Source organism: Pseudomonas sp. LPB0260, assembly GCF_013388395.1.
This window is the reverse complement of the sequence record NZ_CP058247.1, coordinates 1,819,613-1,844,263: the sequence shown is the minus strand read 5'-3', so window position 1 is coordinate 1,844,263 and position 24,651 is coordinate 1,819,613. Positions and strand designations below refer to the sequence as shown.

At 66.7% G+C, this 24,651-nt stretch carries 21 protein-coding genes; 10 read left to right on the top strand and 11 right to left on the bottom strand.

All coding sequences use genetic code 11. The features are described from left to right. The first annotated feature begins 84 nt into the window (after positions 1–84). Complete coding sequence (locus tag LPB260_RS08075) at positions 85–2,856, top strand: hybrid sensor histidine kinase/response regulator (RefSeq protein ID WP_208708178.1); 2,772 nt, start codon at positions 85–87, stop codon at positions 2,854–2,856. 42 nt (positions 2,857–2,898) lie between these two features. Here LPB260_RS08075 and LPB260_RS08070 read toward each other — a convergent pair whose 3' ends face one another. Both LPB260_RS08070 and LPB260_RS08065 read right to left on the bottom strand, forming a co-directional pair. Beyond that, the gene (locus LPB260_RS08070; RefSeq protein WP_208708177.1) at positions 2,899–3,975 is read right to left on the bottom strand and encodes an exo-alpha-sialidase; all 1,077 of its coding nucleotides are present in this window, start codon (positions 3,973–3,975) and stop codon (positions 2,899–2,901) included. 15 nt (positions 3,976–3,990) lie between these two features. Beyond that, positions 3,991–4,260 carry a MoaD/ThiS family protein gene (locus LPB260_RS08065; RefSeq protein WP_208708176.1) on the bottom strand — a complete coding sequence of 90 codons (270 nt, stop codon included), beginning with the start codon at positions 4,258–4,260 and terminating at the stop codon, positions 3,991–3,993. 224 nt (positions 4,261–4,484) lie between these two features. Here LPB260_RS08065 and LPB260_RS08060 point away from each other — a divergent pair, with 224 nt between their 5' ends. The 3 genes from LPB260_RS08060 to LPB260_RS08050 all read left to right on the top strand — a co-directional run bounded on the left by LPB260_RS08060 (position 4,485) and on the right by LPB260_RS08050 (position 6,282). Beyond that, on the top strand, positions 4,485–5,081 hold the full coding sequence (locus tag LPB260_RS08060; protein WP_208708175.1) for a MarC family protein: 597 nt from the start codon (positions 4,485–4,487) through the stop codon (positions 5,079–5,081). A 129-nt stretch (positions 5,082–5,210) separates the two neighbouring features. Then, positions 5,211–5,780 carry a GNAT family N-acetyltransferase gene (locus LPB260_RS08055; protein WP_208708174.1) on the top strand — a complete coding sequence of 190 codons (570 nt, stop codon included), beginning with the start codon at positions 5,211–5,213 and terminating at the stop codon, positions 5,778–5,780. Then, positions 5,725–6,282 carry a GNAT family N-acetyltransferase gene (locus LPB260_RS08050; protein WP_208708173.1) on the top strand — a complete coding sequence of 186 codons (558 nt, stop codon included), beginning with the start codon at positions 5,725–5,727 and terminating at the stop codon, positions 6,280–6,282. Before LPB260_RS08055 ends, LPB260_RS08050 begins: the two co-directional genes overlap by 56 nt. Positions 6,283–6,359: 77 nt before the next feature. On the opposite strand, the gene LPB260_RS08045 is transcribed toward LPB260_RS08050, so the two are convergent. The 4 genes from LPB260_RS08045 to LPB260_RS08030 all read right to left on the bottom strand — a co-directional run bounded on the left by LPB260_RS08045 (position 6,360) and on the right by LPB260_RS08030 (position 9,467). After that, complete coding sequence (locus LPB260_RS08045) at positions 6,360–7,157, bottom strand: ABC transporter substrate-binding protein (RefSeq protein WP_208708172.1); 798 nt, start codon at positions 7,155–7,157, stop codon at positions 6,360–6,362. Positions 7,158–7,186: 29 nt separating this feature from the next. Beyond that, positions 7,187–7,453, bottom strand: coding sequence for a DksA/TraR family C4-type zinc finger protein (locus tag LPB260_RS08040; protein WP_208708171.1), 267 nt, complete (start codon positions 7,451–7,453; stop codon positions 7,187–7,189). A 92-nt stretch (positions 7,454–7,545) separates the two neighbouring features. Next, positions 7,546–8,409, bottom strand: a complete 864-nt coding sequence (locus LPB260_RS08035) for an oxaloacetate decarboxylase (RefSeq protein WP_208710127.1) — start codon at positions 8,407–8,409, stop codon at positions 7,546–7,548. Positions 8,410–8,519: 110 nt separating this feature from the next. Next, a complete protein-coding gene (locus LPB260_RS08030) occupies positions 8,520–9,467 on the bottom strand; it encodes a substrate-binding domain-containing protein (protein ID WP_208708170.1) in 948 nt (315 codons plus the stop codon). Between the two features lie 253 nt (positions 9,468–9,720). On the opposite strand from LPB260_RS08030, the gene LPB260_RS08025 reads away from it, so the two are divergent. The 3 genes from LPB260_RS08025 (at position 9,721) to LPB260_RS08015 (ending at position 12,304) form a co-directional block, all read left to right on the top strand. Beyond that, positions 9,721–10,449 (top strand): VC0807 family protein, encoded by a 729-nt coding sequence (locus tag LPB260_RS08025; RefSeq protein ID WP_208708169.1) that lies wholly within the window; start codon positions 9,721–9,723, stop codon positions 10,447–10,449. 55 nt (positions 10,450–10,504) lie between these two features. Then, a complete protein-coding gene (locus LPB260_RS08020) occupies positions 10,505–10,942 on the top strand; it encodes a YqaA family protein (protein WP_208708168.1) in 438 nt (145 codons plus the stop codon). A gap of 96 nt (positions 10,943–11,038) precedes the next feature. After that, a complete protein-coding gene (locus LPB260_RS08015) occupies positions 11,039–12,304 on the top strand; it encodes an Hsp70 family protein (protein WP_208708167.1) in 1,266 nt (421 codons plus the stop codon). Between the two features lie 73 nt (positions 12,305–12,377). Here the strand turns inward: LPB260_RS08015 and LPB260_RS08010 are convergent, their stop codons facing one another. Further along, entirely contained in the window at positions 12,378–14,690 is a 2,313-nt protein-coding gene (locus LPB260_RS08010) for a YgiQ family radical SAM protein (protein WP_208710124.1), read from the bottom strand. Positions 14,691–14,934: 244 nt separating this feature from the next. Here LPB260_RS08010 and LPB260_RS08005 point away from each other — a divergent pair, with 244 nt between their 5' ends. From LPB260_RS08005 to LPB260_RS07995, 3 genes are all read left to right on the top strand, one after another. Continuing rightward, the gene (locus LPB260_RS08005) at positions 14,935–16,794 is read left to right on the top strand and encodes a diguanylate cyclase (RefSeq protein ID WP_208710122.1); all 1,860 of its coding nucleotides are present in this window, start codon (positions 14,935–14,937) and stop codon (positions 16,792–16,794) included. A 197-nt stretch (positions 16,795–16,991) separates the two neighbouring features. After that, entirely contained in the window at positions 16,992–17,357 is a 366-nt protein-coding gene (locus tag LPB260_RS08000) for a VOC family protein (RefSeq protein ID WP_208708166.1), read from the top strand. Between the two features lie 134 nt (positions 17,358–17,491). Further along, positions 17,492–18,193: a YafY family protein gene (locus LPB260_RS07995; RefSeq protein ID WP_208708165.1), complete on the top strand. Its 702-nt coding sequence runs from the start codon at positions 17,492–17,494 to the stop codon at positions 18,191–18,193. A 241-nt stretch (positions 18,194–18,434) separates the two neighbouring features. Here LPB260_RS07995 and LPB260_RS07990 read toward each other — a convergent pair whose 3' ends face one another. The 4 genes from LPB260_RS07990 to dnaB form a co-directional block, all read right to left on the bottom strand. Further along, positions 18,435–21,572, bottom strand: a complete 3,138-nt coding sequence (locus tag LPB260_RS07990) for an autotransporter domain-containing protein (protein ID WP_208708164.1) — start codon at positions 21,570–21,572, stop codon at positions 18,435–18,437. Positions 21,573–21,605: 33 nt separating this feature from the next. After that, positions 21,606–22,418, bottom strand: a complete 813-nt coding sequence (locus tag LPB260_RS07985) for a sulfotransferase (RefSeq protein ID WP_208708163.1) — start codon at positions 22,416–22,418, stop codon at positions 21,606–21,608. A 44-nt stretch (positions 22,419–22,462) separates the two neighbouring features. Then, a complete protein-coding gene (locus tag LPB260_RS07980; RefSeq protein WP_208708162.1) occupies positions 22,463–22,975 on the bottom strand; it encodes a GNAT family N-acetyltransferase in 513 nt (170 codons plus the stop codon). A 193-nt stretch (positions 22,976–23,168) separates the two neighbouring features. After that, positions 23,169–24,563 (bottom strand): replicative DNA helicase, encoded by a 1,395-nt coding sequence (dnaB, locus tag LPB260_RS07975; protein ID WP_208708161.1) that lies wholly within the window; start codon positions 24,561–24,563, stop codon positions 23,169–23,171. Positions 24,564–24,651 lie beyond the last annotated feature (88 nt).

Genomic DNA, 24,651 nt, shown 5'->3' with positions numbered 1-24,651 from the left:
CAAAGGGCGGCGACGCCCTTTGCATGGTCCTGGCGATCCCGGCATGGCTATAATCGGACCACCCATTACCGAAGGGATTTCACCGTGCGCCGGCTGAGGAATGCCACAGGATTGTTTTTCGGCTTGCTGCTGACGCTGCTGTGTCAGTTGCCGGCCCAGGCGGCGAGCGGATGGTCGGCGCTGAACGACGATGGCGCGAGCCTGCAACTCGACGACATCCGCACCCCCCTGCACAGCTCGCGCTTCGCCCCGACCGAGCTCGGCGACCTCTACACCCCCGGCGGCGACGCCGCGCTATGGCTGCACTACCGCCTGCCGGTGAGCCCGCAGGCGCGCATGCTGCGGATTTTCGCCCCCTACCTGGCCTACCTCGACCTGTACGTGCTGCAGGGCGATCAGCTGCTCGATCACACCCGCACCGGCAGCAGCCTGCCGTTCTCCAGCCGTCCCCTGGCCAGCCGTGACTACCTGCTGCCACTGCCCCAGGCCGATGCCCCCCTGGACCTCTACCTGCGCCTGGCCTCCGATCACGCCCTGCGCCCGACCATCAGCCTGCAGAGCACCAACGCCATCGCCGCCGACGACAGCCGGCCACTGCTGCTCGGCCTGCTGCTCGGCGGCCTCGGCATGCTGGTGTTCTACAACCTCGTGCGCTTCGCCTACAGCCGCGCGGTCACCAGCCTGTGGCTCGCGGCGACCCAGGCCGGCCTGCTGCTGACCGCCATCAGCGTGCTGGGCATCAGCAACCCCTGGCTGGGCGAATGGCAGCCGTTGCAACCGCAGATCGCCAACCTGTCGATGCTGGCAACCATGCTCTGCGCCCTGGCCTTCACCGCCAGCTTCTTCCATGGGGTCTGCAGCAATACGCCGCTGAACCGCCTGCTGCTCGGGGAAATCCTGGTGGTCGGCCTGGTCAGCCTGACCCTGCTGATCGCCAGCAACCTGCAGTTCAACCAGCTGGTCTACCTGCTCGCCGCGGTCAGCGGCCTGAGCATGCTGCTGGTCGCGCTGTACCACTGGAGCCACGGCTACCGCCCGGCGCGCCTGTTCAGTGTGGCGCTGCTGCTGTATTGCGCGGCCTTCGTCGGCGCCCTGCCGATCCTCTTCGGCTACTGGGCGGTGCAATCCGACTGGTTGGCCTACGGCCTGCTGGCCATCACCGTGGTCAGCGGCTTCATCGCCAGCATGGCGCTGAGCGAACGCCAGCGCCGCATCGTCCAGGATCAGTTCAGCACCAGCCGCGCCCTGGCCGCCAGCTCCGCCGAGTTGAAGGCCAAGGCCGAGTTCCTGGCCAAGATCAGCCACGAGATCCGCACCCCGATGAACGGCGTGCTGGGCATGACCGAGCTGCTGCTCGGCACCCCACTGTCGGCCAAGCAGCGCGACTACGTGCAGACCATCCACAGCTCGGGCAACGAGCTGCTGACCCTGATCAACGAGATTCTCGACATTTCCAAGCTGGAGACCGGGCAGATCGAACTGGACGATGTGCAGTTCGATCTCAATGCCCTGATCGAGGACTGCCTGGACATCTTCCGCGCCAAGGCCGAGCAGCAGAAGGTCGAGCTGATCAGCTTCATGCAACCCCAGGTGCCGCGGGTGATCAGCGGCGACCCGACGCGCCTGCGCCAGACCCTGCTGAGCCTGCTGGACAATGCCTTCAAGCAGACCGCCGAGGGCGAGGTGCTGCTGGTGGTGGCGCTGGACAATGGCGGGAGCCAGCCGCGCCTGCGCATCGCCGTGCAGGACAGCGGCCAGCCGCTGCTGGCCAGCGAACGCGAGGCGCTCCTGCATGCCGAGCTGCAAAGCCGCGACTTCCTCTCCGCCACCAAGCTCGGCGGCCGCCTGGGCCTGCTTATCGCCCGCCAGCTGGTGCGCCTGATGGGCGGCGAGTTCGGCGTGCAGAGCGGCGGCAAGCAGGGCTCGACCCTGTGGCTGACCCTGCCGCTCGACGCCGCGCGCCTCGAGCAGCCCACCGCCGACCTCGACGGTCCCCTGCAGGGTGCCCGCCTGCTGGTGGTCGACGACAACGACACCTGCCGCAAGGTGCTGATGCAGCAGTGCAGCGCCTGGGGCCTAAGCGTCAGCACCGTGCCCTCCGGCAAGGAGGCCCTGGCCCTGCTGCGGACCAAGGCGCACCTGCGCGAGTACTTCGACGTGGTGCTGCTCGACCAGGACATGCCCGGCATGACCGGCATGCAGCTGGCGGCCAAGATCAAGGAAGACCCCAGCCTCAACCACGACATCCTGCTGATCATGCTCACCGGCATCAGCAACGCACCGAGCAAGATCGTCGCGCGCAATGCCGGCATCAAGCGCATCCTGGCCAAGCCGGTGGCCGGGTACACCCTCAAGGCCACCCTGGCCGACGAACTGGCCCAGCGCAGCACCGGCGCGCCGCAGTTCGTGCCGACCACGGTGACCGCGCCACTGAACGTGCCGAACGATTTCCGCATCCTGGTCGCCGAAGACAACAGCATCTCGACCAAGGTGATCCGCGGCATGCTCGGCAAGCTCAACCTGCAGCCCGATACCGCCAGCAACGGCGAGGAAGCGCTCACGGCCATGAAGAGCCGGCATTACGACCTGGTCCTGATGGACTGCGAGATGCCGGTGCTCGACGGCTTCTCCGCCACCGAGCAGCTGCGCGCCTGGGAGCAGGCGGAGAAGCGCGACCGCACCCCGGTGGTGGCCCTCACCGCGCATATCCTCAACGAACACAAGGAACGCGCACGCCAGGCCGGCATGGACGGGCACATGTCCAAGCCGGTGGAGCTGTCGCAACTGCGCGACCTGCTCGAGCACTGGATCGCCGAACGCGAAGTCCGCCGCCAGCGCACCGCCCTGCCCTACTGATCCGTCCCTCGGCAAACCCGGCGTCGCACAGGCGCCCCCGTATCAGGCGAAGCGCAGCGCATGGATCGGCGGCAGGTGGCCGGCCAGCAGCTGCCAGCTGTCGCCCTGATCGGCCGAGTACCACAGATGGCCGGTGGTCGAGCCCATCGCCAGGCATTGCCCACGTTCGTCGATGGCCAAGCCATGCCGGTAGACCAGGTCGAAGCAGTGTTTCTGCGGCAGGCCGGCGCCCAGGCACTGGAAGCTCTCCCCACCATCCCGTGTGCGAGTCACCACCAGGCGTTGCTGCACCGGCACCCGACACTCGTCCTTGACCGCCGGCACGAACCAGGCGGTTTGTGCCTCGCGCGGGTGCACGACCACGGCGAAACCGAAGCTCGAAGGTTCGACGCCCTCGATCTCGCGCCAATGCCCGGCGCCATCGTGGGACAGGAAGATGCCGTTGTGGTGCTGCACCCAGAGGGTGTCCGGCTGCGCCGCACAGGCCACCATGCGGTGCGGGTCCTGGATCTCCGGCATCTCGGCCTGCTCCGGCGGCATGTAGGCCGCGCGCATGCCCTGGGTACAGCAGGCCCAGCTGGTCCCGGCGTCCTCGCTGCACCACACGCCGCCGCAGGACACCGCGACCTGCAGCCGCGCGCTGTCGCGCGGATCGACGCAGATCGAGTGAATGCCCGGCTCGTCGTAGCCGCCGCCGAACCACTGGGCGCGCTCCGGGCGCTGCCACAACGCTTCGATCAGCCGCCAGGACGCGCCACGGTCGTCGGAGCGGAACAGGCCGCCGGGAAGGGTCCCGGCCCAGAGCGTCTGCGGCTGGTCGACGCCGCCACACTCCAGCGACCAGATCATCGACACCGACGGCCCCTGCCCGTCAGCGCTGGCGGCGAACGCCGGCGCGACGACTTCTTCCCAGTGTTCTCCGGCATCTGCCGAACGCCACAGCTTGGGACCGAAATGCCCCAGGTGCAGGGCCGCGTAGAGATAGCCATCGCGCCGATCGGCCAGCACCATGCTTACCGGTTCCCCAAGGAAATCGCTGCGCTCGAGGCGCCACTCGCCCGCCTTGCGGGAAAATGTCAGCAAGCCCTTGCGCGTGGCCACATGCAGCACGTCAGCCATCTTCGCCTCCTCCTTTTATCCGCCGGAAAGCGCCTGCACCACGAAGATCTCGCTGCCGCTCGCCACCCGGTCACTCAAGCCGCGGCGGTCGCGCACCTGGCTGCCATCGACGAAGATCGCCACGTGCTGACGCAGCCGTCCCTGATCATCCAGCAGATAACTGCGCAGCCGCGGATTGCCGGCGAACACCTCGCCCAGTACCTCGCCCACCGTGGCACCGGCCGCCTCGCAGGCGGCCACATCCAGGTGGCGATGCAGGTTGCGGGTGAAGCTCACATGCGCCATCGTGCGGCTCCAGCGGCCAGTGCCGGCTAACGCCACAGGTATAGTCGAACTTGCGCGCCGGCTGGCGCCAGGGCGCCAGGCGGTCATCCACCAGCGAGCAACAAAATTGCCTGGCGCACTGGAGATCGCGCGACCAATCCCGGATCATTCCCCTCCGAGGCGACCGCCGGCACGGCCGCGCCCACCGCCTACCCCCGCCCCCCGGCCAAGAGACGAGTCCCGCCATGGCGTCCGAGCTGTTCAGTCTGTATCTCAAGTTGCTGGTGCTCTACAGCCCATTCTTCGTGTTGTCCTGCTTTATCGGCCTGAGCCGCGGCTACACGGTAAAGGAGCGCAAGAGGCTGGCCTGGAAGGTCGCCGCCGGCGTACTGGTGGCCAGCGTACTGCTGTACCTGTTCGGCAAGCACATCTTCACCCTGTTCGGCATCACCATCGACGCGTTCCGCATCGGCGCCGGCAGCGTGCTGTTCATCTCCGCCCTGGGCATGGCCCAGGGTAAGTCGGCGGTGCAGACCGACAACGTGCAGCAGGACGTGACCATCGTGCCGCTGACCATCCCCCTCACCGTCGGCCCCGGCACCATCGGTGCGCTGCTGCTGATGGGCGCCAGCCAGCCGCATTGGGACGACAAGCTGCTGGCGGTGCTCGGCATCGCCCTGGCCAGCCTCACCGTGGGGGTGGTGCTGTACCTGTCGAACCAGTTCGAGCGCCTGCTCGGCGACCAGGGCCTGCAGATCGTCAGCCGCCTGATGGGCCTGTTCGTCTGCGCCCTGGCGGCGCAGATCATCTTCACCGGGGTGAAGAACTACCTGGTGCTCTGATTCGCCGGCGCCGCGCGGCCGGTCGAGCGGGCGCCCTCAGCCCCGGAGGAGACGCTCGACGCCCGCCGCAGCCCCGACCTATATTCAGCCTCGCGGGCGACCGTACCCCCTGCATCGCCAAGGATTGCCATGAGCTACACGATCTGCGACGCCAACGCCGGCGACCTGCCCGGCATCCTGGCCATCTACAACGACGCCGTGCAGAACACCACGGCGATCTGGAACGAAACCCTGGTCGACCTGAACAACCGCAGCGCCTGGCTGGCCGAACGCCGGGCCGCCGGCTTTCCGGTCCTGGTCGCCCGTGATAGCGCGGGGCAAGTGCTTGGCTACGCCAGCTACGGCACCTGGCGCAGCATCGAAGGCTTTCGCCACACCGTGGAACACTCGGTGTACGTGCGCGGCGACCAACGCGGCCGCGGCCTGGGGCCCGCGCTAATGCAGGCGCTGATCGAGCGGGCGCGCGGCGCCGGCCTGCACGTGCTGGTCGCCGCCATCGAAAGTGGAAACACCGCCTCGATCCGCCTGCACGAGCGCCTCGGCTTCGTCACCACCGGGCAGATGCCCCAGGTCGGGCGCAAGTTCGACCGCTGGCTGGATTTGACCTTTATGCAACTGATTCTACCCACGGAAGGGAATACCCATGGATCCAGCGCTCCCGACGACCCAGCCACTGCAACCGACCCTGGTCGGGCCTGAGCAATTCGAAACCTATAGACAGGGGCTGGTCGAGCTGCTGCTCGACAGCGTGCGCCACGGCGCTTCGGTCGGCTTCCTCGCCGACCTCTCGGGGGCCGAAGCCAACGCCTATTACGACGAGGTGCTGGCGGGCCTGCAGGACGGCTCGCGCCTGCTGTGGGTCGCCGGCCGGCATGCCCTGCCGCTCGGCAGCGTGCAGCTGAGCCTGTGCCAGAAGCGCAACGGCCTGAACCGTGCCGAGGTGCAGAAGCTCCTGGTGCACAGCCGTGCGCGCCGGCGCGGTATCGCCCGCGCACTGCTACAGCGCCTGGAGGACGAGGCGCGCAGCCGGCAGCGCGGCCTGCTGTACCTGGACACCGAGGCTGGCAGCCCGGCCGAGGACGCCTACCGCAGCGCAGGCTATCGCTGCATCGGCGGCCTGCCCGACTACGCATGTGGCCCCGATGGCCAGTACCGGGCGAACGCCATCTACTACAAGACCCTGTCCACGCCCGCCCGATGACTGCCGGCCGGGGCCGCTGTCATGACACTGAGCTCATTTCAGCACTGGCCGAGGGATAGGGAAGACCGAGGCGCGAGCTAACGGCTGCCGCTGAGCAGCCATGCCGGCAGCGGCTGTTCGGGGAACCAGCGCCGGTAGATGGCGGTAAATTCGCCGTCCCGCTTCATCTCATCCAACGCCACCTGCCAGCGCTCGACGATGCTCCGCGCGGTGGCGAGGGAGAACGCCAGGTAGGTGTCGTGTTCGAGAAACACGAACTGCGCCTCGACCTGCTCCGGCCTCATCCCGACCATCGCCAGCAGCTCCGGCAAGGCGTAGTCGCTAGCCGCCAGCAGGTCGGCGCGATGCTTGCTGAACACCTGCATCATCTTGTCCGGCGCCGTCACCGTATAGAGGTTGGTGAAACCGCGCGCGAGCAAATACTCGTGGGTGTACCAGTTGCGCTGCAGGACCAGGCGACCGGCATGGGCGGCCTGCTCGAGGCTGTCGATTCGCAGGCCCGCGCCCTTGTGCGTGTAGAAACGGGTGCGCGTGTGCGTCAGCGGCCCCACCCACTGAAAAGCCTGCTCGCGCTCGGCGATGCGTGCCGTGGTAAAGACCCCGACGTTGGCGGTGCTCATCGCCTTGCCGTAGCCGCGGGTCCAGGGCCCCAGTTCGAGCCGAACCGTGTCGCCGGTGCGCACGGCCAACTCGCGAACGACCTCGGTGGAGAACCCCGTCAGTTCGCCATCGCGACTGAAGTTCATCGGCGGGTTTTCCTCAGTGTGCAACACCAGCTGCGCGGCCTGGGCCGGCAGGACCACGAGCAGGGCCAGGCACGACACGAGGGAAGCGTGCCGCACATTCAGGCGCAGCCATTGCCACAGCTTTCCCACTGTTTCCCCCCTGACGCCCATGCCGCGCCTTATCTGAGTTGACTGTCCTTGCTGCCGCGGCGGTTGTAGCCGCCACCGGCCTGCTGCGCCTTGTCCTGTTCGGACTGGCAGGCGACGCACAGGCGCACCCCCGCGATAGCCTGGCGCCGGGCCTCGGGAATGGCCGCATCGCACGCCTCGCAGTGATGCAGGCTCTCGCCCCTGGGCAGCTGGCTACGGGCGCGAGCGATGGCGTCCTCGATGCTGCTGTCGATCTGTTCCTGCACCGCCCCGTCACTCGCCCAACCACCGGCCATGTACACCTCTCAAACGTTCGTTGCCCTGCGCTAGATATGCGCGCCTGAGCCCGCTATTGCAAGGGCGGTTCATCGGCCTGCGCCGCACACGGCTACTCCTTCACATTCATGAAGTCCTCGGCCCAGACCATGTACTCCTCGGGCAGGCTGTACTTGTGCGCCAACTCGGAGGCGCTGAGTTCGGATGCCTCGCCACCGCGCTGCTCGCGCAGGCAGTCGTAGGTGGCCTTGATCGCGGCGAAGTAGGCGGCGTGGCCGTTGACCACGATGCGCACGCCGAGCTTGGCCAGGCGCGCGTCGTCACGCAGCCGGGGATTGCCGTAGGTCACCAGCATCAGCGGGATGCTCAGCGCGCCGGCGATCTGCTCCAGATGGGCGAAGTCCTCCACCCCGACCAGGCAGATGGCATCGGCGCCGGCCGCCTGGTAGGCCTGGGTGCGACGGATCACCTCGTCCGTCGCCAGCACGCCGGCATGGGTGCGCGCGATGATCGCCAGCTGCGGGTCGACCCGCGCCTCCAGCGCCGCGCGGATCTTGCCGACGCCCTCGTCGATGGAGATCAGGTCGGTGGACTTGCGACCGAACTGGGCCGGCAGCAGGGTGTCTTCGATGGTCAGCGCGGCGATCCCGGCGCGCTCCAGTTCGACCACGGTGCGCATCACGTTGAGCGCATTGCCGTAGCCGTGGTCGGCATCGGCGATCACCGGCAAGCGGCTGACCCGGCCGATACGGGTGGCCTGCTCGACGAACTCGCTGAGGCTGATCAGGGCGAAGTCGGGCGCGGCCAGCACCTGCAGCGAGGCCACCGAACCACCGAGAATGCCCACCTCGAAGCCGAGGTCGGCGGCAATCCGCGCCGACATCGGATCGAACACCGAGGCGGTGTGGTAGCAGGCATCGGCGCTCAGCAGCGCGCGAAAGGCGCTGCGCAGCTCATGGTGGGAAGCACGTTGCAGGTTCGACATGGGGGCATCATCCAGAAGCGATGGTGAGGTTGGACGGAGGAGCGGCCGGGGCCGGCACTCGCCAGGGCGCAAGCGCTGGCGAGCGACACCCGATGACCGGCCTAGGGCTGCTTGGGCAGCTGCAGCTGGGTCTTGATCCCGGGACTGTCGAGATTGTCCCGCGTCACCAGCACGGCGTCCAACTCGATCCGCCGCATACGCGGCTCGACGCGCCCCGTGCGCAAGGCGCGCTCGGCCAGCAGCACACCCTGATAGCCCATGGCATAGGGCTGCTGCACCATCAGTGCGTCGATCTGACCGGCCCTGAGCGCATCGAGCAGCACCTGATCGGCGTCGAAGCCGATGTGCAGCAGCTGCCCGGCCTCCTGCATGCGCAACAGCGCGGCGTAGGTTAGCCGGGTCGAGGAGCCGTTCGGGGTGAACAGCGCGTCGAGCCGCGGCAGCTGATCGTGCAAGGCTTCGAAGGTGGCTTGCGGCGGATCGCCCAGGGGGCGATCGAAGGCGATAGTAAGGCCTGCCGCCTCCACCGCCTGGATGAAGCCGCGCTGGCGGGCACTGGTCGAGGCGATCTCCGGCGTCATGCGAATCAGCCCGACCCGCCCCTCGCTGCCCAGACGCTGCGCGACGTGGCGCCCGGCCGCCTGGCCTGCCCGGTAGTTGTTGGTGGCGATCAGCGCCTGTACATCGTCGCCGCCGACGTCCCGGTCGATGTAGAAGGTCAGCACCCCGCGTGCCTCGAGTTCACGGGCCTTGGCATTGATCTCGGCACCGGCCGGGGCGATCACCAACGCCTTGCAGCCCTGCTCCAGGACCTTGTCGATCAGTTGCAGCTGGGTGGCGACGCTGCCCTCCTTGCGCGGGCCGCGCACATAAAGCTCGATACCGGCGTCGACCCCCGCACGGCGGGCACCGGCCTCCACCTGTTGCCAGAAGACGTGGGCGCTGGCGGGCACCACGCCGATGCAGTCCTTTGCCGAAGCCTGACCCGACTGCAAGACGCCCAGCGCGAAAAGCAGGCAGGCCCAGCGCACCACTTGAGGGGACTGCATGTTCGGACTCCCGCGGCCTCTGCGACCGCAACTTACCGCATGATGTCACATTAGTATCATATCCTTAGCGACGCCAGCTCGACACTGACCACTGCCAGCCAATATCCCGACGGTGGCCGCTCAGACCATTGCCTCGGAGCACCAGGCGGCCGGCCATTCGCACAACTTTGTCACAGTCCAGCCGACAATCGGGCTGGCGGCTGCCGCTCAGGCAGGCGATCATCGCCCTTCTTTCCAGCGCTTCGAACGAGACATGACCCAGACCACGCCAAGCCCCAGCGCCGCACACAAGCCGCGCCCACTGATCGACCTGCTGATCAGCATCCTGATTCCCTCGCTGATCCTGATGAAGCTCAGCGGCGAGTCGCGCCTAGGCGCCGACGGCGCCCTGGTCCTGGCCCTGGCGTTCCCCCTTGGCTGGGGTTCGTTCGAGCTGATCAAGTATCGCAAATTCAACTTCATTGCCCTGCTCGGCCTGATCAGCGTGCTGCTCACCGGTGGCATCGGCCTGCTCAAGCTGGACAACCAGTGGCTGGCGATCAAGGAGGCCGCGGTGCCCGGGCTGATCGGCATCGCCGTGCTGGTGTCGACCTACACCCGCTACCCGCTGATTCGCACCATGCTGCTCAACAAGTCGCTGCTGGATGTCGACAAGATCCATCAGCGCCTGGAACAGGGCGGCCACACCGCGGCGTTCGAAGCCCGTTTGCTGCGCGCGACCTACTGGCTCAGCGGCACCTTCTTCTTCTCCTCGGCGATGAACTACGTCCTGGCCAAGTGGATCGTCGTCAGCCCGGCCGGCAGCGAAGCCTTCAACGCCGAACTGGGGCGGATGAACCTGCTCAGCTACCCGATGATCGCCATTCCCTCGATGATCATGCTGATGGCCATCTTCTACTACCTGTGGCGCACCATCCACGGCCTCACCGGACTGAAGCTGGAAGAGATCATGACCCACGCCGGCCAGGAACAGCAGTCCTGAGCGCAGCGACTGGCGCGCCTACGAGCATGACGCGCCACCGCCAAACCCCGCCCTGATGCTGAGCCTTTCCGCCTACTTCGGGCTGTTCTTCACCGCACTCGGCGCCGCCACCCTGCTGCCGGTGCAATCGGAAGTGCTGCTGGTCGCCCTGCTGCTCAGCGAGGCTTACCCGGTCTGGGCGCTGCTGGCGGTGGCCAGCGCCGGCAATGTGCTCGGCGCCCTGGTCAACTGGCTGCTCGGCCGCTACCTGGAACACTTTCGCCACCGGCGCTGGTTTCCCATCAGTGAACGCAACCTGACGCGCGCCCAGGGCTGGTATGGCCACTACGGCCACTGGTCGCTGCTGCTCAGCTGGGCGCCCTTTATCGGCGACCCGCTGACCCTGGCCGCGGGCATCATGCGCGAGCCGCTGTGGCGCTTCCTGCTGATCGTCGGCCTGGCCAAGACCGGGCGCTATGCCGTGGTGGCGGCCCTGACCCTGGGCTGGGGCTGAGCCCGCCGGCATCCGTCGCCCGCACCCTGAACGGGGCAGCATTCTGCGGCCGCCTCGCATAGAATGCGCGGCCGTTTTTTTGGAACAGCGCGCAGCATGTCTTTCTCTTCTCCGGCCCGCGCCTGCGGCATCGATTTCGGCACCTCCAACTCCACCGTCGGCTGGCAGCGCCCCGGCGGCGACACCCTGATCGCCCTGGAGGACGGCAAGATCACCCTGCCCTCGGTGCTGTTCTTCAACTTCGAGGAGCGCCGCCCGGTCTATGGCCGCCTGGCCCTGCACGAGTACCTGGAAGGTTATGAAGGCCGCCTGATGCGCTCGCTCAAGAGCCTGCTGGGCTCCAAGCTGCTGAAGAGCGAAACCACGGTACTGGGCAGCGCCATGCCGTTCAAGGAGCTGCTCGGCCTGTTCATCGGCCAGCTCAAGCAGCGCGCCGAGACGGTGGCCGAGCGCCCCTTCGAGGCCGTGGTGCTGGGCCGCCCGGTGTTCTTCGTCGACGATGACCCGCTCGCCGACCAGGAGGCGCAGAACACCCTGGTGGCCGTGGCACACAAGCTCGGCTTCAAGGAGGTGTCCTTCCAGTACGAGCCGATCGCCGCGGCCTTCGACTATGAGAGCAGTATCGAGCGCGAGGAACTGGTGCTGATCGTCGACATCGGCGGCGGCACCTCGGACTTCTCCCTGGTGCGCCTGTCGCCCGAGCGCCGGCAAGTGGCCGATCGCCAGGCCGACATCCTCGCCACCGGCGGCGTGCATGTCGGCGGCACCGACTTCGACAAGCAGCTCAGCCTGCAGGGCGTGATGCCGCTGTTCGGCTACGGCAGCCGGATGAAGAGCGATGCGCCCATGCCGACCAGCGCGCACCTGAACCTGGCCACCTGGCACACCATCAATGCGGTCTACTCGGCCCAGTCGCAGCGGGCCCTGCAGAGCATGCGCTACGACATCCTCGACCCCACCGGCATCGACCGCCTGTTCAAGCTGATCGAGCAGCGCGCCGGACACTGGCTGGCCATGCAGGTGGAAGACAGCAAGATCGCCCTGACCGAGCGCGACGCCGCGCCGATCGATTTGCAGCGCATCGAGGCGGGCCTGCTCGCCGAGCTGACCCGCGAATTGTTCGAGGACGCGATCGAACCGCTGCTGCTGCGCATTCGCGCCAGCATCGGGCAACTGCTCGGCGATGCCGGGATCCGCGTCGAGCAGGTCGACACGGTGTTCTTCACCGGCGGCTCCAGCGGCATCCCGGCGCTGCGCCAGAGCGTCGCGGCGATGCTGCCAAACGCCCGCCATGTGGAGGGCAATACCTTCGGCAGCATCGGCAGCGGCCTGGCCATCGAGGCGCACAAGCGCTACGGCTGAAGCAGGCCGGCAACCTTCCTTAGCAGGTACAAAAACGCCAGCACGAAGCTGGCGTTCTTGTTAGCGCGGGGAATCAGCGCGGCGCCACCGGTCGCTTCGCCGGCTTCTTGCCGCCCTTCTTGTCCGCGCCCTTGCCGCTGCGCTCGGCCTTGGCCCGGGCTTCCGCCGCGGCCTTGGCCTGCTCGCGCTTGTCCCAGGGATTGCTGCCATCGCTGCCGCGCGGCGGCAGGCCGGTGTGCTGGGTCAGGATGCGGGTGGATTCCTTGCCGCCCGCGGCCCGACCGACCTTCTTGCTGCCGGCCGGGGTGGAGTTCTTGCGTCGCGCGCTGTGGTACTCGTCGACCTTGGGCTGATAGGCCGGCACCAGCTGCTGCTTGCCGTTGCCGATCAGGTCGCTGCGGCCCATGCGCTCCAGGGCCTCGCGCAGCATCGGCCAGCCCTTGGGGTCGTGGTAGCGCAGGAAGGCCTTGTGCAGGCGGCGCTGGGCCTCGCTCTTGACGATGGTCACGCCGTCGCTCTTGTAGGTCACCTTGCGCAGCGGGTTCTTGCCCGAGTGGTACATGGCGGTGGCGGTGGCCATCGGCGAGGGATAGAACGCCTGCACCTGGTCGGCGCGGAAGTCGTTGCGCTTGAGCCACAGGGCGAGGTTCATCATGTCCTCGTCGGTGGTGCCCGGGTGCGCGGCGATGAAGTATGGAATCAGGTACTGCTCCTTGCCCGCTTCCTTGGAGTACTTCTCGAACATCCGCTTGAACTTGTCGTAGCTACCGATGCCCGGCTTCATCATCTGATTGAGCGGGCCTTCCTCTGTGTGCTCCGGGGCGATCTTCAGGTAGCCGCCGACGTGGTGGGTGACCAGTTCCTTGACGTACTCCGGCGACTCCACCGCCAGGTCGTAGCGCAGGCCCGAGGCGATCAGGATCTTCTTCACCCCCGGTAGCTCGCGCGCCGAACGGTACAGCTGGATCAGCGAGCTGTGATCGGTGTTGAGGTTCTCGCAGATGCCGGGGAACACGCAGGACGGCTTGCGGCAGTGCCGCTCGATCTCCGGATCCTTGCAGGCTATGCGGTACATGTTGGCGGTCGGCCCGCCCAGGTCGGAGATGACCCCGGTGAAGCCCGGCACCTTGTCGCGGATCTCTTCGATCTCGCGGATGATCGACTCGTGGGAGCGGTTCTGGATGATTCGCCCCTCGTGCTCGGTGATCGAGCAGAAGGTGCAGCCGCCGAAACAGCCGCGCATGATGTTGACCGAGAAGCGGATCATCTCGTACGCCGGGATCTTCTCCTTGCCGTAGGCCGGATGCGGCACCCGCGCGTAGGGCATGCCGAACACGTAGTCCATTTCCTCGGTGGTCATGGGGATCGGTGGCGGGTTGAACCACACGTCCACCTCGCCGTGCTTCTGCACCAGGGCGCGAGCGTTGCCCGGGTTGGTCTCCAGGTGCAGCACGCGGTTGGCGTGGGCGTAGAGCACCGCATCGCCGCGCACCTTCTCGAAGGACGGCAGGCGGATCACCGTCTTGTCGCGCTCCAGGCGCGGGTGCGGCAGCAGCTGCACCACCTTGGCCTCGTTCGGGTCCTCGACCGGTCCCTTCTCCTGCTCGATGGCGCAGGCCTGGGTGTCCTGGGTGTTGACGTAGGGGTTGATGATCTTGTCGATCTTGCCCGGACGGTCGATACGGGTGGAGTCGATCTCCAGCCAGCCTTGCGGGGTGTCGCGACGGATAAAGGCGGTGCCGCGGATATCGGTGATCTCTTCGATCTTGTGCCCGTAGGACAGGCGCTGGGCGATCTCCACCACGGCGCGCTCGGCGTTGCCGTACAGCAGGATGTCGGCGCAGGCGTCGATCAGGATCGAGTGGCGCACCTTGTCCTGCCAGTAGTCGTAGTGGGCGATCCGGCGCAAGGATGCCTCGATGCCGCCGAGCACGATTGGCACATGCTTGTAGGCCTCCTTGCAGCGCTGGCTGTACACCAGGCTGGCGCGATCCGGGCGCTTGCCGGCCAGGCCGCCCGGGGTGTAGGCATCGTCGGAGCGGATCTTCTTGTCGGCGGTGTAGCGGTTGATCATCGAGTCCATGTTGCCGGCGGCGACGCCGAAGAACAGGTTGGGCTCGCCGAGCTTCATGAAGTCGTCTTTGCTGGTCCAGTCGGGCTGGGCGATGATGCCCACGCGAAAGCCCTGGGCCTCGAGCAGGCGGCCGATGATCGCCATGCCGAACGAGGGGTGATCCACATAGGCATCGCCGGTGACGATGATGATGTCGCAGCTGTCCCAGCCGAGCTGATCCATCTCTTCCCGGCTCATCGGCAGGAAAGGCGCCGGGCCGAAGCACTCGGCCCAGTATTTGGGATAGTCGAATAACGGCTTGGCTGCTTGCATGGACATGACCGAGGTTTCATGGGGATAAACGGCCGCGGAATATAGCACAAAATTTGACCAAATCCGACCGCTGTACTGGGTTTAACCAGGGCCGAACGGCAATATCAGAAGGCCATATATTTCCTGATCAGCGCTAGCGCGCACGGCTATACTCCGAGCGATATCGGATCAGGTAAAGCGCGGCAGCTGGGTCAAAGGAGTCTGTGCGGTGCAGCAGTTCGTCACCACAATAATCCTGCTGCTCATGGCGGTCGGGGCCTGCGCCTCGCCCATGGCGCTGACGGCGCAGAGCAGCGGCCAGCTGCTGAACGGGCAAATCGAACTGCTCGAAGACGTCGGTGCTCGCCTGGACATCGCCGAGCTGGCGGACCCGGCGGTGCAGGCGCGCTTCCAGCCCGCGGACGGACGCGTCAGCGTCGGCCAGAGTCGTCACCCCTGGTGGATCAAGGTACAACTGCGCCGCGCCACGGACGCCCCCCGCCAGTGGTGGCTGGAGGTCGGCGCGGTGACCCTGCTCGACCTGCAACTGTTCCTGCCAGACGATCGGGGCGGCTGGCGGCAGCGGCAGGCCGGCGAGCTAGTCAGCTTCGCCGACGGCCGTGACGCCCCCTACCGGCGCGCGCTGTTCCGGCTGCCGCCGCTCGACGAGCAACCGCTGACTCTCTACCTGCGCACCTACGACCCCGCCGGCAACTCCTTCCCCCTGCGCGCCTGGCAGCTGGGCGACCTCGAGCGCCACGCCAGCCAGGAAAACCTCGGCCTGGGCATGATCTACGGGGTGATCTTCGCCCTGCTGCTGTACAACCTGTTCATCCTCCTGGCGCTGCGCGATCGCGCCTACCTCTGGTATGTGCTGAGCATGGCCGCCTCCCTGGTGTTCATCGCCAGCATGAGCGGCCACGGCTTCCAGTACCTGTGGCCTGACGCGCCAGTGCCGGCCTGGCTCAATCGCATCACCCTGCCGGTACTGGTCTGCATCGGCATCCTGCGCTTCACCCAGGAGCTGCTGTACACCCGCAAAAGCCTGCGCTGGGCCCATCAACTGCTGAACGGCTGCATCCTGCTGTACCTGCTGGCCTTAATCGGCAACCTGACCGGCTTCCGCAGCGAAGCCGCCGGGCTGATCGGCCTGCTGCCCATCCTCAGCGTACCGACCCTGCTGATCTGCGCGGCTATCCGCTGGAAACAGGGCTTCACCCCGGCCCTGCTCTACCTGCTGGGATACGGCAGCGTGCTGCTGAGCTTCGTGATCCTGATGCTGCGCGCGGCCGGCGTGGTGCAACCCAGCGAACTGACCGCCTACCTGTTCCCCCTGGCCGTCGCCGCGGAGGCCATTCTGTTCTCCTTCGCCCTGGCCTATCGCATCCAGCTGCTCAAGCGCGAGCGAGCGCAGGCGCTACACGAAGCGGACCGCGAGAAGGCCGCGCGGCTGGCCCTGGTACAAGCCAACGCCGAGGAGTTGCAGCGCGCAGTGACCCAACGCACCGCCGAGCTGGCCGCCAGCAACACCCGCCTGCAGCAGCGCGAGCTGGAACTGCAGCATGCGGCCTTTCACGATCCGCTGACCGAACTGCCCAACCGGCGTTTCCTGGTCGAACGGACCGGCTCCGCCCTGGCCAATGCCGAGCGCCACAACGAGGTCGTGGCGCTGATGCTGATCGATCTCGATCATTTCAAGCCGATCAACGACAGGTTCGGCCACGACGCCGGCGACCTGATGCTGCAGGAGATCGCCAAGCGCCTGCGCCAGCATGTGCGCTGCGGCGACACCGTGGCCCGCCTGGGCGGCGATGAATTCGCCGTGCTGATCTGCGGCGCCGACGCCGAGGCCCACGCCCGGGATATCGCCGAGCGCCTGCTCGCCGAGCTGGCCCATCCGGTGCACTACGGCGCGGAGCGGCTCACCGTGACCATCAGCATCGGCGTGGCGCTCTATCCCCAGCATGCCCTGCAGTTCGCCGGCCTGTTCAAGGCCGCCGACGAGGCGCTTTACAAGGTCAAGGCCCGCGGCCGCTCGGGCTGGGCGCTCAGCGGTGAAGACGGCGAGCTGAGCGCCAGCGCGCGCCTGCACCTGGATGTGATCAAGGTCAGCAGCGGACTCTGAGCCTTTCCAGCGCCTCCGCCCCACCAGCACGACCTCAGCATGACGAGCTGAGCGGGCGCCATAGCGCGTCGGTGTCGCCGCAAAGTCTACTGACAGCAGGCTGTCAGCAGCCCCCGCGTAGAGTGATCTCAGCGGTCCGGAACGCGCCACGCGCGGCGGCGGCCAGCTGACCCGATAGCCCTACAAGGAGTGGCAACATGAACGCAATCAATTGGTTTGAACTGTTCGTCGAAGACTTTCAACGCGCCCAGAAGTTCTACGAGCAGGCGCTGGCTGCGCCCCTGCAAGTGATGGACGCCATGGGTGGGCCGGTGGCCTTGCTCCCCTACGACGCTGACCAGGGTGTCGGCGGCTGCCTGAGCGCCGAAAAGGGCCAGCGTCCGGGCACCGGGGGCACCCGGGTTTACCTGAACGCCGAGGGCCAGCTGGACGCGGTCCTGGACCGCGTGCCCGGCGCCGGCGGCAAGATACTCCAGACCAAGACCGATATCGGCTGCAGCGGTTTCATCGCCCTGATAGAGGACAGCGAGGGCAACCACGTGGGCCTGCACAGCAGGTCCTGAGTCGACTCGCCTTCTCGCCGGATCGATTCGACGAGAAGGCCAAGGGCGGGCCCGGAGAAGCGCTGTCTAGGCCGGACCAAGACCTCTAGACTGCTCCCGCCGAGCGGGCTTAGCGCCGCCTACAGGGAGTGAAGATGAGACGCGCCGACCGACTGTTCCAGATCGTCCAGTTCCTGCGCAGCCGCCGGTTGACCACTGCGCAGTGGCTGGCCGAGCGCCTGCAGGTCTCGGTACGCACCATCTATCGCGATATCCAGGACCTCTCGCTTTCCGGCGTCCCGCTGGAAGGCGAGGCCGGACTCGGCTATGTGCTGCGCCAGCCGATGGACCTGCCGCCGTTGATGTTCGAGCGCGAAGAGCTTGAAGCCCTGCTGATCGGCGCGCGCATGGTCAACGCCTGGGCCGATCCGCAATTGCAGCGGGCCGCCGAATCGGCACTGGCGAAAATTCACGGCGTGCTGCCCGCGTCCCTGCGCGACGAGTTCAACCGCAACCAGCTATTCGCCCCCGAGACCCGGCCCTACCCCTTGCATTTGCTGGGTCAGTTGCGCCAGGCGATCCGTGACGGGCACACGCTGCAACTCAGCTACTGCAGCGAAACTCGGCAAACCACCGAAAGACGCGTGCGCCCCCTCGGCCTGTTCTTCTGGGGCCAGGCCTGGACGCTGTGCGGCTGGTGCGAACTGCGCAACGATTTCCGCAACTTTCGAGTCGACCGGGTGCTGACCCTGCTGGACACCGGCGAGGCCTTCACGCCCGCAGCGGGTCAGCGCCTGGAGGACTATCTCGCCCGCCATGCCCGCGCCGAGCTCAGTATCCCGACTTACAAAAGCTGATCGCAGCGCACGCGCGGTCACTCGAGGAGGCGCGCGTACCTGCCGCGCCGCGCGCCACCCAGGGGCCGCTGCGCTGCTGCCGAAGAGGCGCTCGGCGTCCAGCTCGTTCGCCCCGGAGTCACGCAGGCCGGCATTGACCGGCTCCCCGTCGAGGCATCTGTCCGGGCGCGGCTCAAGGTTGAAATGAAAAAAGGCCACGGGGTTATCCGTGGCCTTTCTCTATCGCGCTATCGGTAACGGGTCAGAACGCCCAGCGCGCCTCGAGCGAGGCAGTCTGGTTGAGGAAATCCTGACGGTGCTCGGCATCGTAACGCAGCGACAGTTTCAACTGACTGTCGGCCTGGTAGGACAGCCCGACACCGCCACGCGCCAGCCAGGGATCGGGGTCGATGCCCTTGGTGGTGAAGGCCACGCCCGGCGCGCCGGCAAAGGTCGAGGTCAGCGAGGTGCGCTCGGCCAGGAAGTCGTAACCGACGCCCAGGTTGAGGTTCAGGGTCAGCTGCTCGCTCAGGCTCTGCGCCAGCTTGCCATCCACGCCCAGCACGAACTGGTCGGTGGTCTGGCTGTCGACATCGAGGCTGAGGGCACCAGCGCCCTTCTCCCGATAGGCCTCGTCCTTGATCCAGGTGTAGTCGGCGCGCACCGCGGGCGTGAAGCGGGTGCCCGGTGCCAGTTCGAAGCTGCGATCGAGGGCCACGCCGGCATGGGCCATCCAGCTGGAATAGTCCGATTCGGCCTTGAGCCCGGCGAAGCTGATGTCGCGCGCACCCTTGTTGCGGCTCTGGCCCACGTCGAGTTGGAAGCTCAAGGCACTATCGCCGGCCAGGCGGTAGGAACCGTAGCCGATCAACTGGTAGACATCGGCGTCCAGGCCATGGCGGGCGCCGCCGAACTGGCTGCGCGAGTCGGCGTTGGCATAGACGAAGGCCGAGCCCAGGGTCCAGAGTTCGCCAACGCTGCCATCGACGCCCAGGGCCAGGCCGGCCAGGTCGGAACTGAAGCCGGCGACGTTGTCGCGGTCTTCCTGGTCCGCCCAGGAGCCGAAGGGCTTGAGCCACAGATGGCGGTCGACGAAGAACTGCTCGCCGCTGGCGCGGCCGCTGGCCGCGTCGCTGCGGGCGCCGATCACCCGGTTGATGCTGCCCAGGGTGGAGCCGAGGACCAGGCCCGAGCCGCTGGTGAGCAACGGCATGCTCTGGCCGGCGGCGTCGGAAATCGCCGCATCGCCGTTCAATGGCTGAAAGTAGCTGGCCAACTGGCCATTGGGATCGCTGGCGAAGACCTGGTCCAGGGCCCGCGCGGCACCGACTGCTGGGCTGTTGTTCATGGCCCGCACGCTGCTCAGCACGCTGCTGCTGGCGCTGGCCACGGCGTTCAGGTCGACACTGGTGGGGTTGTAGATGGCCTGGAAATCGAACAGCTGGCTGTTATCGCTGACGCTGCTGAAGGTGCCGCTCACCGAGCTGGCCGTGACCACCCCGAGCAGACTTTGCCCGCTCCAGTTGAAGCCATTGTTGACATCCACTTCCAGCGCACCATCCAGGTACGCCCCCCCCAAAACGTTGAGTTTTCCGAATGCGCCCAGGCTGTTCGCGCCGATGGACAGCGTGCCGGCGCTGTTCTGGATAAAATCGTCACGCACGTTCAGCTGGGTGCCGGGCAGGGTGAAGTTGCTGAGCTGGACCATGCCGGAGTTGATCAAGTTACCGCCGATGTAGGTAGCACCGAGCTCGGAAATCAGGCTGGCGCCGACGTTTACGTCTACGGAGCCGGACACGCCGGCGAGATCGGTCAGGTACAGGGCGCCACTCTCCACCGTCCAGTCCTTGCCGGTAATGTCGGTGCCGCTCAGGCTCCATGAACTGTTGCCAATCTTTCGGTATCGCCCGAAGTTCTGATACTGCGCCGGCCCACCCAGGAAACCCAACTCGTCCAAGTCAAACGAATCAGACCCGGTGTCACCACCGAGGCTCAGTGTGTCGCTGCTGGTGCTGACCACGTTGCCGTTGATGATCGAGCCGACCTCCAGCACCAGGGTGTTGCCGCCACCGCTGAACTCGATGGCATTGGCCCGCGCGCCGCTGCCGCCATTGGCCAGCCCGCCTTCGATGGTGCCGGCGTTATAGATCGTCGAGCTACCGAGGGCGATCACGCCGACGCCGCCAACGCCAAAGCTGCCGCTAGCGCCATAGCTGCCGGAATTGCCAATACTGCCGGCGGAGCCGTTGGCTCCACCGTATGTGCCGGCGCCGCCGGCACCGCCACTGCCGGGAATACCGTAGTAACCACCGGCGCCGCCCACACCTCCGTTACCGCCGGTGATGGTGCCGCTGTTGCGCAGCACGAAATACGAGCCGAAGACACCGGTACCACCCTGGGCGCCAGCGCCGCCTGTGCCGCCGGTGCCGCCGTTGCCACCATTGCCGCCGTTGCCGCCGTTGCTGGTGTATTTGCCGCCATCGCCGCCGGTTCCGCCGGTGCCGCCGGTGCCGGCCATGCCGCCGGTGCCGCCATTGCCACCGGCCCCGCCGCGGATGGTGCCAGTGTTGGTCAGGGTGAAGCCTGTGCCACTGAAGCCGGTGCCACCGACGGCGCCATTGCCGCCAGTACCGCCAATGCCACCGTTGCCACCGTTGCCGCCATTGCCGCCGCTGCCGTAACCAAATGAGTAGCCAGCACCGCCGCTGCCACCGTTGCCACCGTTGCCGCCGTTGCCGCCGGTACCGCCGGCGCCGCCCGTGACACTGGCGCTGTTGATGATGCTGGCATTATCGGCCTCGACCCCCACACCGCCCGCACCACCATTGCCTCCGGAGTAGCCGGAGTAGCCGGGTAGACCGCTGGCGCCGCCATACATACCGGACATGCCATTCGCCCCGGAAGTCCCGCCAGCACCTGCCGTCCCCGGGCTACCGGTGAAAGTGCCGGCCGCGGCGAAGGTGAGACTGTTGCCGCTGGACAAGGTGAACGAGCTACCGCCACCGGTGATAGGCTGGCTCACGATCTCGACAGCGCTGTTGGGCTGCACTGTTACCGGCACGGTCAACACAGGCAGAGGGGCAGACAAGGTAATGCTGGTCACGGCCGCATCGATGTTGATGGTGCTAGCCCCATCGGCGTTGGCATCGAGGATCGCCTGGCGCAGCGAGCCGGGTCCCGAGTCCGCGCCCGTGGTCACGTTATAGGTGCCGGCCAGGGCGCCGTTGGCCGCGGCGATGCCCAGGGCCAGCGCGGCCAAGGGCAGGCCGCGACCCGGCCGGCGAGGAAAGCCGCTTCGGGCGCGGGGGCTGCCGCCGGGGCAGGCCCGGGCGATTTCGGAGACGGCCTGCAAGACGCCCAGGCTGCGGTTCCAGACCAGTCGATAAATACCTTTGTTCATCGAGGTGACCTTTCCTTGTGTGGATAAGCGGGTTCAGACGATGGTGACGTCGTTGGGGTTGAGTTGCGGGTTCTGCCAGAAGGCGTCGTGCTCGAAGCGGCGGAACACATCCGGCGGCAGGATGCTGCGCCGTGCGCGGGGCGCCACCTGCGGGCGTATCTCATGCAGGCCCGGGGTGCCGGCGCGGCGGTCGAATTCCTCGGCGTCGAAGCTGATCCGCTCGAAGTCGTGGGCGAAGGGCGGCTCGCCGATAAACTGGTAGATCGCCTGCATCACCTTCTGCGGTTCGCTGACCAGGGTTTCGTAGCGCACCAGCATCAGCCGCTCGCTGTGCTCGCCGTAGAAGGCCTGCTTGAGCGCGTTGTAGGCGCTGCCGAGCATGCCCTCGCCATTGGCCACCGCCTCGGCACGGCTGTACACGGTGCCGCCGGGCTGGAAATTGAAGATCGACGAGGGGCTGAAGGCATTGCGCTGCACCAGTTGCTCGATGCTGTCGACGATCCAGGGCACCTCGCGCACGCAGGCGATCACCCGGCTGGCCGGGAACAGGCTGCGCAGCACGGCCATGCGTCCGCACCAGCCGCGACTGGTATCGAAGATCACCTCGGCCGGGTATTCCGGGCCGTAGTACTGCTCGACCACCCCGCGCAGGATGCGCTGGCGCTGCTCGTCGCTGATGAACACGGAAAACTCGTTGCGGTTGCTCATGGCGCCGAGCAGCTCGTGCAGCAGGCCGGCCAACGGGCTGCTCATGCCGGCATGGAACCTGGGGTTCTGCCGCAGCAGGGCGGACAGCAGGGTCGAGCCGGAACGCGGCAGGCCAGAGATGAAATGCAGTGGACGCATTGGCGTGAACCTCGGTGCTGGTCGCTCAGGAGTGGGGGGAGGGTTTAGGCTTGCGCCTCGCCGTCCGCCGGCACGGCGAACCGCCGCTGCCAGACGCTTCTGCCCGCCTGATCTGCGCCGAGGCGGACGAACCCGAGGCGATTGAGCTGGCGTTGGCCGGCCGGGGCGTCGAGCTTGGCATTTTCGCTGACGATGATGACCCCGAGCGGCGCTCCGGCCTCGCCGGCGAAGGCGCCGGCCAGTCGCTCGACCGTATGCCTGACCATCCGCTGTGCCAGGCCATTGACCCGATGTTCCGGATCGATGAAGTTCCGGTAGAACCAGTAGGGCGCCCCCAGGGCCTGATGCTGGGCGCTGTACACCGAACTGACACCGGCGATTCGCCCGGCCTGATCGACGGCGATGCAGGCGACCTCAAAGGTTCGCCGCCAAGCTTCGTGGGCATCACTCAGGGCATTCTGCTCACGCCAGAAGGCGACAATCTGCGAGCGCAGTTGCGGGGAGCTTTGGCCATGCACCCAGTGCACTCGATAGCCGTGGAACTCGGTAGTGTCCAAGCTGCTGCCTCCGATGGACAATGGGCTGCGCTGCAGCCAGGGCTGTTCACGCCAGACTGAGGCACGCTATAAGGTGGTGGCGTTTAGCCGCCATTTATGCCGTAACTCACAGGTGCCTGCAACAGGGCTGAAGCAGCTCCTTGGCACGACTGCTGAACTGCCTTGACCGGAATAGCTCGGATCAGACGGGCGCTTACTCGTCGTCGAACTGGTAGCTGCCCGGCGCCAGGTTCTCGAAGCGCGAGTACTTGCCGAGAAACGCCAGGCGCGCGGTGCCCAGGGGTCCGTTACGCTGCTTGCCGATGATGATCTCGGCCACGCCCTTGTACTCGGTCTCCGGGTGATAGACCTCGTCGCGGTAGACGAACATGATGATGTCGGCGTCCTGCTCGATCGCCCCGGATTCACGCAGGTCGGAGTTGATCGGGCGCTTGTTGGGGCGCTGCTCGAGGCCACGGTTGAGCTGCGACAGGGCGATCACCGGGCAGTTGAACTCCTTGGCCAGGGCCTTGAGCGAGCGTGAGATTTCGGAAATCTCGTTGACCCGGCTGTCACCGCTGGAACCGGGAATCTGCATCAGCTGCAGGTAGTCGACCATGATCAGGCCGATCTCGCCGTGCTCGCGGGCCAGGCGCCGGGTGCGCGCGCGCATCTCGCTCGGAGAAATCCCCGCCGTATCGTCGATGAACAGCTTGCGGTCATTGAGCAGGTTGACCGCGCTGGTCAGGCGCGGCCAGTCATCGTCGTCCAGGCGACCGGCGCGCACCTTGGTCTGATCGATGCGCCCCAGGGAGGCGAGCATACGGATGACGATGGATTCCGAGGGCATCTCCAGGGAGTACACCAGCACCGCCTTGTCGCTGCGCATCAGGGCGTTCTCCACCAGGTTCATGGCGAAGGTGGTCTTACCCATGGATGGACGGCCGGCGACGATGATCATGTCGGCCGGCTGCAGGCCGCTGGTCAGGTTGTCCAGGTCGGTGAAGCCGGTGGACAGGCCGGTGATCGCATCGCCCGCGTTGAACAGGGTGTCGATGCGGTCGATGGCCTTGACCAGGATGTCGTTGATCCCCACCGGGCCGCCGGTCTTCGGCCGCGCCTCGGCGATCTGGAAGATCAGCCGCTCGGCCTCGTCGAGAATCTCCGCGCCGGTGCGGCCCTGGGGCGTGTAGGCGCTGTCGGCGATCTCGCTGCTGATGCCGATCAGCTGGCGCAGGGTGGCGCGCTCGCGGATGATCTGCGCGTAGGCCTTGATGTTGGCCACCGAGGGGGTGTTCTTGGCCAGCTCGCCGAGGTAGGCCAGGCCGCCGACCTGGGACAGCTGCCCCTCCTTGTCCAGCTGCTCGGACAGGGTGACCACGTCGAAGGGGTGGTTGCGCTCGGCCAGCTTGTAGATGGCGCGGAAGATCAGCCGGTGATCATGGCGATAGAAGTCACCATCGGACACCTGATCGAGCACCCGTTCCCAGGCATTGTTGTCCAGCATCAGGCCACCGAGCACGGCCTGCTCGGCCTCGATCGAGTGCGGCGGCACCTTCAGGGCGGAGGTTTGCAGGTCGTACTGCTCGGAAATGCTGATGTCGTTCATAAGGCTCTGGGAATAAATTCTGCAGTTGAAAAACAAAGGGCACGGCATCGCTTACGCAATGCCGTGCCCGATGTTAGCGAGCCTGCAC

Coding starts and splice junctions, on each gene's coding strand:
- LPB260_RS08070 (WP_208708177.1), bottom strand. CDS start 3,975: ATGGCTGACGTGCTGCATGTGGCCACGCGCAAGGGCTTGCTGACATTT.
- LPB260_RS08065 (WP_208708176.1), bottom strand. CDS start 4,260: ATGGCGCATGTGAGCTTCACCCGCAACCTGCATCGCCACCTGGATGTG.
- LPB260_RS08060 (WP_208708175.1), top strand. CDS start 4,485: ATGGCGTCCGAGCTGTTCAGTCTGTATCTCAAGTTGCTGGTGCTCTAC.
- LPB260_RS08055 (WP_208708174.1), top strand. CDS start 5,211: ATGAGCTACACGATCTGCGACGCCAACGCCGGCGACCTGCCCGGCATC.
- LPB260_RS08050 (WP_208708173.1), top strand. CDS start 5,725: ATGGATCCAGCGCTCCCGACGACCCAGCCACTGCAACCGACCCTGGTC.
- LPB260_RS08040 (WP_208708171.1), bottom strand. CDS start 7,453: ATGGCCGGTGGTTGGGCGAGTGACGGGGCGGTGCAGGAACAGATCGAC.
- LPB260_RS08030 (WP_208708170.1), bottom strand. CDS start 9,467: ATGCAGTCCCCTCAAGTGGTGCGCTGGGCCTGCCTGCTTTTCGCGCTG.
- LPB260_RS08025 (WP_208708169.1), top strand. CDS start 9,721: ATGACCCAGACCACGCCAAGCCCCAGCGCCGCACACAAGCCGCGCCCA.
- LPB260_RS08020 (WP_208708168.1), top strand. CDS start 10,505: ATGCTGAGCCTTTCCGCCTACTTCGGGCTGTTCTTCACCGCACTCGGC.
- LPB260_RS08015 (WP_208708167.1), top strand. CDS start 11,039: ATGTCTTTCTCTTCTCCGGCCCGCGCCTGCGGCATCGATTTCGGCACC.
- LPB260_RS08010 (WP_208710124.1), bottom strand. CDS start 14,690: ATGCAAGCAGCCAAGCCGTTATTCGACTATCCCAAATACTGGGCCGAG.
- LPB260_RS08005 (WP_208710122.1), top strand. CDS start 14,935: ATGGCGGTCGGGGCCTGCGCCTCGCCCATGGCGCTGACGGCGCAGAGC.
- LPB260_RS08000 (WP_208708166.1), top strand. CDS start 16,992: ATGAACGCAATCAATTGGTTTGAACTGTTCGTCGAAGACTTTCAACGC.
- LPB260_RS07995 (WP_208708165.1), top strand. CDS start 17,492: ATGAGACGCGCCGACCGACTGTTCCAGATCGTCCAGTTCCTGCGCAGC.
- LPB260_RS07990 (WP_208708164.1), bottom strand. CDS start 21,572: ATGAACAAAGGTATTTATCGACTGGTCTGGAACCGCAGCCTGGGCGTC.
- LPB260_RS07985 (WP_208708163.1), bottom strand. CDS start 22,418: ATGCGTCCACTGCATTTCATCTCTGGCCTGCCGCGTTCCGGCTCGACC.
- dnaB (WP_208708161.1), bottom strand. CDS start 24,563: ATGAACGACATCAGCATTTCCGAGCAGTACGACCTGCAAACCTCCGCC.